At 62.7% G+C, this 8264-nt stretch carries 7 protein-coding genes; 3 read left to right on the top strand and 4 right to left on the bottom strand.

The window, feature by feature from the left end:
* The first annotated feature begins 163 nt into the window (after positions 1-163).
* Together AC0L24_RS26145 and AC0L24_RS26140 are read left to right on the top strand one after the other, a co-directional pair.
* A complete protein-coding gene (locus AC0L24_RS26145) occupies positions 164-1285 on the top strand; it encodes a carbohydrate ABC transporter permease (protein ID WP_127273345.1) in 1122 nt (373 codons plus the stop codon).
* Between the two features lie 26 nt (positions 1286-1311).
* Entirely contained in the window at positions 1312-2229 is a 918-nt protein-coding gene (locus AC0L24_RS26140) for a carbohydrate ABC transporter permease (protein ID WP_127268003.1), read from the top strand.
* A gap of 260 nt (positions 2230-2489) precedes the next feature.
* Here AC0L24_RS26140 and AC0L24_RS26135 read toward each other — a convergent pair whose 3' ends face one another.
* Both AC0L24_RS26135 and AC0L24_RS26130 read right to left on the bottom strand, forming a co-directional pair.
* Positions 2490-3233 carry a creatininase family protein gene (locus AC0L24_RS26135; protein WP_473564298.1) on the bottom strand — a complete coding sequence of 248 codons (744 nt, stop codon included), beginning with the start codon at positions 3231-3233 and terminating at the stop codon, positions 2490-2492.
* Between the two features lie 3 nt (positions 3234-3236).
* Entirely contained in the window at positions 3237-3803 is a 567-nt protein-coding gene (locus tag AC0L24_RS26130) for an SIS domain-containing protein (protein ID WP_128363771.1), read from the bottom strand.
* 178 nt (positions 3804-3981) lie between these two features.
* Between AC0L24_RS26130 and AC0L24_RS26125 the strand changes: the two genes are divergently transcribed.
* A complete protein-coding gene (locus AC0L24_RS26125; protein ID WP_473564297.1) occupies positions 3982-5004 on the top strand; it encodes an aldo/keto reductase in 1023 nt (340 codons plus the stop codon).
* A 146-nt stretch (positions 5005-5150) separates the two neighbouring features.
* Here the strand turns inward: AC0L24_RS26125 and hupB are convergent, their stop codons facing one another.
* Positions 5151-5423 carry a DNA-binding protein HupB gene (hupB, locus tag AC0L24_RS26120; protein ID WP_127268007.1) on the bottom strand — a complete coding sequence of 91 codons (273 nt, stop codon included), beginning with the start codon at positions 5421-5423 and terminating at the stop codon, positions 5151-5153.
* Between the two features lie 298 nt (positions 5424-5721).
* Complete coding sequence (lon, locus tag AC0L24_RS26115; protein ID WP_127810676.1) at positions 5722-8133, bottom strand: endopeptidase La; 2412 nt, start codon at positions 8131-8133, stop codon at positions 5722-5724.
* Between the last annotated feature and the right edge of the window lie 131 nt (positions 8134-8264).

Here is an 8264-nt window from a genome sequence, read left to right as displayed (position 1 = left end):
CCCCCCCGCGCCCCCCCCCCCCCCCCCCCCCCCCCCCCCCCCAGCCCCCCCCCCCCCCCCCCGCGCCGCGCGCCCCCCCCCCCCCCCCGGGCCCGCCGCCCCCCCCCCCCCACCACTTTAGACCGGCTCCGGCTCCTCGAGAGCCTGCAAACGGGCGAGATTTGTGGCTGACCAGACTTCGACCGCGAACCAGTGGCCGGCAGATGCCGGCCCTTCCGATCTGATCTCTCCAGGCCGCAAACGCCTTGGCTGGACGCTAATGGCCGTTGCGACGCTTGGCCTGCTGGCGACGATCGTGCTGGAGATCCTCTACAAGGGCAGCGCCGATACGATCGGCTTCGAGACCTGGCGCCCCGTCGTCTATGCCTATGTGCTGTGGGGTGTGGCGATCGGCGTCGGCCAAGTGCTGACGCGTGGCGAAGACGGACAGCGTGCCCTGTTCCTGCTGCCGGCGCTGCTGTTCACCATCGCCATGGTGATCTTCCCGACGCTGTTCGGTTTCTACATCGCCCTCACCGACTGGAACCTCAGCTCGTTCAGCGGTCGCAAGTTCAACGGGCTTGACAATTTCTGGCAGATGCTGGCCGATCCCTACTACCGCAACGCGCTGTTCAACATGGTGCTCTATGTGCTGGCAGTGGCGGTCGAATATGTCATCGCCTTCGGCCTGGCGCTGCTGCTCAACGCGCAGATCCGGGCGCGAAAGTTCTTCCGCGTCGTCTTCCTGATGCCGCTGATGCTGTCGCCGGTCGCGGTGTCGTGGATGATCGGCAAGTCGCTGATGGAATACCGGTTCGGACCGGCCGCAACGCTGGCGCGCCATCTCGGCTGGGAAAATCCGGCCTTCTTCTCCGACCCGATCATCGCCCGCATATCGATCATGATACTGGATGCCTGGACCTTCATCCCATTCATGATGATCATGCTGCTGGCCGGGCTGCAGGCGATGTCGCGCGAGGTGCTCGAAGCCGCACGCGTCGACGGCGCCAACGCGTGGCAGACCTTCTGGCAGGTCACCTTCCCGCTGATGCTGCCGGTGTCGGTGACGGCGGTGATCCTGCGCATCATCTTCAAGCTGAAGCTTGCCGACATCATCATCACCGTGACATCCGGCGGCCCCGGCGGCGCCACCGATTCCGTGTCGAGCTTCATCTATCGCGAATATCGCGACCGCTCGAATGTCGGCTACGGAACCATGCTGGCGATGGCCTATCTGGTGATCATCGTCGTGTTCGTCACGTGGCTGTTGAAATTCGCCAACCGTTTTGTCCGCAATGTCAATTAAAGCAAGATGGGGGTGAATTGAGCCCGATGAGCGTTCAGACCACCGAATATGTCGCCTCGGAGATCCGCTCGCCGGCGAGCTTCCTCGCCAGCCGCGTTTTCATCTATGGGGCACTGGCCTTCTGGGCGTTCATCTGCCTGTTCCCGATCTACTGGACGGTGACAACCTCGTTCAAGACCGCGGTCGACGTCACGCAAGGCCATCTCATCCCCTTCGTCGACTTCCAGCCGGACTGGAAAGGCTGGCGCTCGCTCGGCCTGTCGCCGGACTCGATCTTCCAGACCTCAACGGTGCGCGAGGAGTTCCTCAAGCGCTTCATGAATTCGGTGATCACCTCGGTCGGCGCATCGAGCCTCGCCATCGTCATCGGCAGCCTCGCCGCCTATGGGCTCACCCGTTATCGCTATCATTTCGCCTGGTTCAAAAACGAGGACATCTCGTTCTTCTTCCTGTCGCAGTTGATCCTGCCGCCGGTGGTGCTGGCGCTGCCCTTCCTGGTGCTCTATCGCGAGGTCGGACTGCTCGACACGCGCATCGGACTGATCCTGCTTTACACGCTGATGGTGCTGCCGATCGTCATCTGGATCATGCGCGACCAGTTCAATTCGATTCCCGTCGAGCTCGAGGAAGCAGCCCTGGTCGACGGGCTGTCGATCTGGGGCGCGTTCTTCCGCATCGTCATGCCCATCGCGCTGCCGGGCATGGTCGCCGCCTTCATCCTGGCGATGGTGCTGTGCTGGAACGAGTATTTCTTCGCCGCCCTTTTGACCTCGACCGACGCCAAGACGATCCCCGTCATGGTGGCGAGCCAGACCGGCTCGCAAGGCATCAACTGGTGGTCGATGGCAGCGCTCGCGACGGCGGCGATCGCGCCGCTGGCGGTGATCGGCATCGCGCTGGAGCGCTATCTGATCATGGGCATGACCGCGGGCGCGGTGAAGTAGCAGGGCCGGCCTTCCCTTCTCCCCCTGTGGGGTGAGCAGCCGGTTCGCCGAAGGCGAATTCATCGTGCCAGTGGCACGATGAAAGGCCGGCGAACGCCGGGACGCTGCGAAGCAGCGGGGACCCGGCAGGGTGGATCGACTAACCACGCCCGGCCCTTCGCAGGCTCAGGGCGTTCGAAGCTCGAAAAGCCAAGCAATTGGCTTTTCGTCCGCGACGCGGACCGCTTCTCACCCCACAAGGGGAGAAGGAAGAACCGCTGCTAGCGTCCCAAGATCGCTCGCAGATGGTCCATGATCATGGCGACGCCCTTCTGCCCAAGCTCGGCCGCAGCATCCTCGGCGCTCGCCGTGTACCAGCTCTTGTTGTTGCCGAAATGAGCGGCATCTACAGCCTCCGGGCATAGCGCCAGCATCAGCGAGGTCTCACCGATGCCGGCATGATCGAACGGGTACTTGCCGTTCATGTCAGCCGACATCAGCGGATGCACCTGCACCCAGTTGAAGAAATTTTCACCCGCGGCGTGCCCGGAATAGTAGTCGGCCATCGCCTGCGAACCCCACCAGCCCTCGCCGCGCTGCTTTTCGAGGAAACGGAAGATCGCCTGGCGGCCGGCGGTCTTGAACGCCAGATCGGTCGGCATGCCGGCGGCAAAGTTCTCGGTCTGGTGGTGGATGATGGCGTGGATATTGCGAAAGCCGATGCGCAGCAGGCTGTAGAACAGCTCCTCGCCGAACGGCGCCAGCGCATTGCCGCCGACCTGCACCGAGCCGCTGCCTTCCGGCGGCGCCACCGCATAGCTCGCAGCACCGTAGTAGAACGGCGGCAGGATGACGACGTCCTTCTCCTTTTCGAACAGCTCCAGCGTCTTGACGACGGCCAGCGTGTCCATGCCGACAGCCATGTGCTCGCCATGGTATTCGAGCACGCCGAGCGGCAGAGCGACCGGCCAATTCTCGGCGATCGCCCTGCGGATCTGGTGTGGCAGCATCAGTTCGTAGCGCATGATCTATTCCATGTTGGTGTGGCGGGCGCGCATGGCTTCGGGCGACGCTCCGATCAATTCCCTGAGCTTCAGCACCATCACCTCGAACAGCAGGAACAGCGCGCCTTCGAACACCGAGCCCATCGGCAGCACCGATGTCTTCTGCGCCCCCTGATCGTTGGCCATGGTCTGCGCGGGAATGAGCAGGGTGAAGTCGGCAAGCCTTGCCGCGCTGCCTGCGGCCTGGGCGGTCAGCAGGAGGTTGGTCGCGTCGGCATCGTGCGCGACCTGCATCAGGGTCAGCACGGTCGAGGTCTCTCCCGGCCCGGAGCTGACCAGGAAGACATCGCCCTGCCCCAGCGGCGGTGTGTTCATGTCGCCGACCACGGACACCGGCAGGCCCAAATGATAGAGCCGCATGGCAAAACCCTTGACCTGCAAGGCCTCGCGGCCGCAGCCATAGACGACGATCTGTCGCGCGCCGGCCAGCATTTTGCAGGCGGCGTCGATCCGGCTTTCGTCGATGCGTGCCAGCACGCCGCCGAGCTCCTCAAGCGCGGTCTCGAACAGGCTTTTGCTCTTGTCGCTCACCGCGATCCTGCCATCAAAAATCACCCCTGGTATTTGCCGCCCTTGCTGCCACGAACAGCTTGATTTCGTTCATGCTAGCAACCGCGAAAATGCGTGTCCAACGCGCAGCTATGCTTTTGCCTGACCACAGGCGTGATAGTGTCATGTCAGACAAATCAGGCGAGGCAAGCAGCAGCATATGAAGACACGGCATTTCGACCGCATCGGCAATGGCGGCATCAGTCTCACCGAGCTCGGCTTCGGCGCGGCGCCGCTCGGCAACCTCTACCGTGCCGTCTCCGACGAGGACGCCAACGCCACGCTGGAAGCCGCGTGGGCGACCGGCTGCCGCTACTACGACACCGCGCCGCTCTATGGACTCGGCCTGTCGGAAACGCGGCTCAACCCGTTCCTGCGCGGCAAGAAGCGCGACGACTATGTGCTGTCGAGCAAGGTCGGCCGCATCATGCGCGCCTGCCCGCCCGAAGAGCGCACCGGCATCGGCAAGTTCTTCGACACGCCGTCGCGCCGCGAAGTGTACGACTACAGCTATGACGGTGTCATGCGCTCGTTCGAAGCCTCGCTTGAGCGCCTCGGCGTCGACCGGATCGACATCCTCTTCGTGCACGATGTCGACATCTTCACGCATGGCAGCAAGGAAGCCTCCGACCGGCGCATCGAGGAGTTCATGCGCTCGGGCTATTACGGCTTGCTGTCGCTGCGCGACCAGGGCGTGATCAAGGCGTTCGGTGGCGGCATCAACGAGTGGCAGGTCGCACAGACGCTGGCCGAGCGCGGCGACTTCGACCTGTTCCTGCTGGCCGGACGCTATACGCTCCTGGAACAGGAGGCGCTGATGTCCTTCCTGCCGCTCTGCCAGGCACGCGGCATCGGCATCGTTCTCGGCGGCCCCTACAACTCCGGCATCCTGGCGACCGGACCGAAGCCCGGCGCCTACTACAACTACTCGGAAGCGCCGAAGGACATACTCGATCGGGTCGCCGGGATCGAAAACGTCTGCAAGCGTCATGGTGTCAGGCTGATCGAGGCCGCCCTGCAATTCCCGCTGCTGCACCCCTCGGTCGTCTCAGTGGTCCCCGGTGGCCAGCGGCCGAGCGAAGTCGAGAGCAATCGCTCGCTGCTCGATGCGAAACTGCCCCCAGCGCTTTGGGCCGATCTCAAGAAGGAAGGTCTGATGCGCGCCGAGGCGCCGACCGCATAAGCCGGCCGCCGTCCCGTCAGCGTCGGGCACAAAAAATGAAAAGCCGGGCAAGCCCGGCTTTTCTGGTCGCATGTACCCGCGTAGGGCGCCAAAATGAAAAGCCGGGCAAGCCCGGCTTTTCTGAGGTCTCTGAAAAGAAAAAACGCTTAGTTGACTGCGTCCTTGAGGCCTTTGCCGGCCGAGAACTTCGGCACGGTGCGCGCCGGGATCTTCACTTCGGCGCCGGTCTGAGGATTGCGGCCGGTCGACGCCGCACGCTTTGACACGGAGAAATTGCCAAAGCCGACAAGCCGGACATCGCCGCCCTTCTTCAGTTCGCCGGTGATCACGGAAAATACCGCATCGACCGCCGACTGCGCGTCACCCTTCGAAATGCTCGCGGCGTCGGCGACAGCGGACACCAGTTCGTTCTTGTTCATAAAAATTCCCTTCCATGAGAACACCGGAACTATCGACTCATCCGGCAGGAAACGGACTTTAGAAAGAAGCGCTCCCGCAACCAAGTCGAAAAGGCAGGAAAAAAGCGGAAAAAGCCCGGAAATGCTGGGTTTTTCACATGAAAAAGCCGGGCTCTAGGCCCGGCTCTCCGTTTGTGCGCTGCAACCTCGACGAAAACCAGCGCATGGCCTCGAAAACCGTCGCCGGTTTTCGGAAAGGGCCATGCGCAAGTCCGAGCGTTAGAGCGTCCTTTGTGCGTCCAGATGGACGCCCAGCGCTCTAATGCGCCAGAGACTTTCCAGCGTCGTCGGCACTGTCTGTCGAGGCCGGCGGATTGACCGGTTCGACCCATTCGATCGGCTCCGGCATACGCACCAGTGCGTGGCGCAACACCTCGCCGACACGTGAGACCGGAATGATCTCCATGCCGTTCTTCACATTGTCCGGAATCTCCGCCAGGTCCTTGGCATTGTCTTCCGGGATCAGCACCTTCTTGATGCCGCCGCGCAGTGCGGCGAGCAGCTTCTCCTTGAGCCCGCCGATCGGCAAGATGCGGCCGCGAAGCGTTATCTCGCCGGTCATCGCCACATCCGCCCGGACCGGAATACCCGTCAGTACCGACACAATGGCTGTCGCCATGGCAGCACCCGCAGACGGGCCGTCCTTCGGCGTGGCGCCTTCCGGCAAGTGCACGTGGATGTCGCGCTTGTCGAACAGCGGCGGCTCGATGCCGAAATCGACGGCGCGCGAGCGGACATACGAGGCCGCCGCCGAAATCGATTCCTTCATCACGTCGCGCAGGTTGCCGGTCACCGTCATGCGGCCCTTGCCGGGCATCATGACGCCTTCGACCGTCAGCAGTTCGCCGCCGACTTCCGTCCAGGCAAGACCTGTAACGACACCGACCTGATCGTCAGCCTCGACCTGGCCGAAGCGGTAGCGCTGCACACCAAGGTAATCGGAGAGGTTCTCCGCCGTGATGCTCACCGTCTTCTTCTTCGTCTTCAGGATCTCGGTCACCGCCTTGCGCCCGAGCTTCATCAGCTCACGCTCCAGGCTCCTGACGCCCGCTTCGCGGGTGTAGGTCTGGACGATGGCGCGGATCGCGTCCTCACCGACGGAAAACTCCTTCGGCTGCAGCGCGTGATCGCGGATCACCTTCGGCATCAGGTGCCGCTTGGCGATCTCGATCTTCTCGTCCTCGGTGTAGCCGGCGATACGGATGATCTCCATGCGGTCCATCAAGGGCGCCGGGATGTTCAGCGTGTTCGCCGTCGTCACAAACATGACGCTCGACAGGTCGTATTCGACCTCGAGGTAATGGTCCATGAACGTCGAGTTCTGTTCCGGATCGAGGACCTCGAGCAACGCCGATGACGGATCGCCACGGAAGTCCTGGCCCATCTTGTCGATCTCGTCGAGCAGGAAGAGCGGGTTGGACTTCTTGGCCTTCTTCATCGACTGGATGACCTTGCCGGGCATCGAGCCGATATAGGTGCGCCGGTGACCACGGATCTCGGCCTCGTCACGCACGCCGCCAAGCGCCATGCGGATGAATTCGCGACCAGTCGCCTTGGCGATCGACTTGCCGAGCGAGGTCTTGCCGACGCCGGGAGGGCCGACGAGGCACAGGATCGGCCCCTTCAGCTTCTTCTGGCGGCTTTGCACGGCGAGATACTCGACAATGCGCTCCTTAACCTTGTCGAGGCCGAAATGATCAGTGTCGAGCACGTTCTGCGCGAACGCCAGGTCCTGCTTGACCTTGGAGTTCTTGCCCCACGGGATCGACAGGATCCAGTCGAGATAGTTGCGCACGACGGTCGATTCAGCCGACATCGGCGACATCGTCCGGAGCTTCTTCAACTCGGCTTCCGCCTTTTCGCGGGCCTCCTTGGAGAGCTTGGTCTTCTTGATGCGCGCCTCGATCTCGGCGGCCTCGTCGCGGCCGTCCTCGCCCTCGCCGAGCTCCTTCTGGATCGCCTTCATCTGCTCGTTGAGGTAGTATTCGCGCTGCGTCTTCTCCATCTGGCGCTTGACGCGCGAGCGGATGCGCTTCTCCACCTGCAGGACGGAGATTTCGGCTTCCATGAAGCCCATAGCCTTTTCCAGCCGCTCCTTGACCGAGAGCGTGGCCAGCATTTCCTGCTTCTCAGGGATCTTGATGGCGAGATGCGAGGCAACCGTGTCGGCGAGCTTGGAATAGTCGTCGATCTGGCTGGCTGCACCCACCACTTCGGGCGAGATCTTCTTGTTCAGCTTGACGTAGTTCTCGAAGTCGGTGACGACCGAACGCGCCAGCGCCTCAACCTCGACCTCTTCCTCGTCCGGCTCGACCAGCGCCGCGGCGCGGGCCTCGTGGAAGTCGGGACGGTCGGTGAACGAGACGATTTTCGCACGCGAAGCGCCTTCGACCAGAACCTTGACGGTGCCGTCGGGCAGCTTGAGCAATTGCAGCACATTGGCGAGCGTGCCGATGTCGAAGATGGCATCGGGCTCGGGATCGTCGTCGGCGGCATTCATCTGGGTGGCAAGCAGGATCTGCTTTTCCTGACCCATCACCTCTTCCAGCGCCTTGATCGACTTCTCACGCCCGACGAAGAGCGGCACGATCATGTGCGGGAACACCACGATGTCGCGCAGTGGGAGAACTGCGAAGACGCCGTCGCTGGGTGCCTTGGATACTTTGGCCATTGTCCAACCTTTCATGTCGCGGCCGCCAATCAGCCAACCGCGAATCTTATATTAACGACCGGGGATCGTTCCGCCTACCACCGTTTATGACGGGAGTTTTACAGCACAGAAATCGGGCACCTCGGCCTTCT

This window comes from Mesorhizobium sp. WSM4809, from assembly GCF_055811655.1.
This window is presented reverse-complemented; position numbering and strand designations above follow the sequence as displayed.

Excerpts from the sequence above, each read along its gene's own strand:
- AC0L24_RS26140 (WP_127268003.1), top strand. The coding sequence starts at position 1,312 with ATGAGCGTTCAGACCACCGAATATGTCGCCTCGGAGATCCGCTCGCCG.
- lon (WP_127810676.1), bottom strand. The coding sequence starts at position 8,133 with ATGGCCAAAGTATCCAAGGCACCCAGCGACGGCGTCTTCGCAGTTCTC.
- AC0L24_RS26125 (WP_473564297.1), top strand. The coding sequence starts at position 3,982 with ATGAAGACACGGCATTTCGACCGCATCGGCAATGGCGGCATCAGTCTC.
- hupB (WP_127268007.1), bottom strand. The coding sequence starts at position 5,423 with ATGAACAAGAACGAACTGGTGTCCGCTGTCGCCGACGCCGCGAGCATT.
- AC0L24_RS26135 (WP_473564298.1), bottom strand. The coding sequence starts at position 3,233 with ATGCGCTACGAACTGATGCTGCCACACCAGATCCGCAGGGCGATCGCC.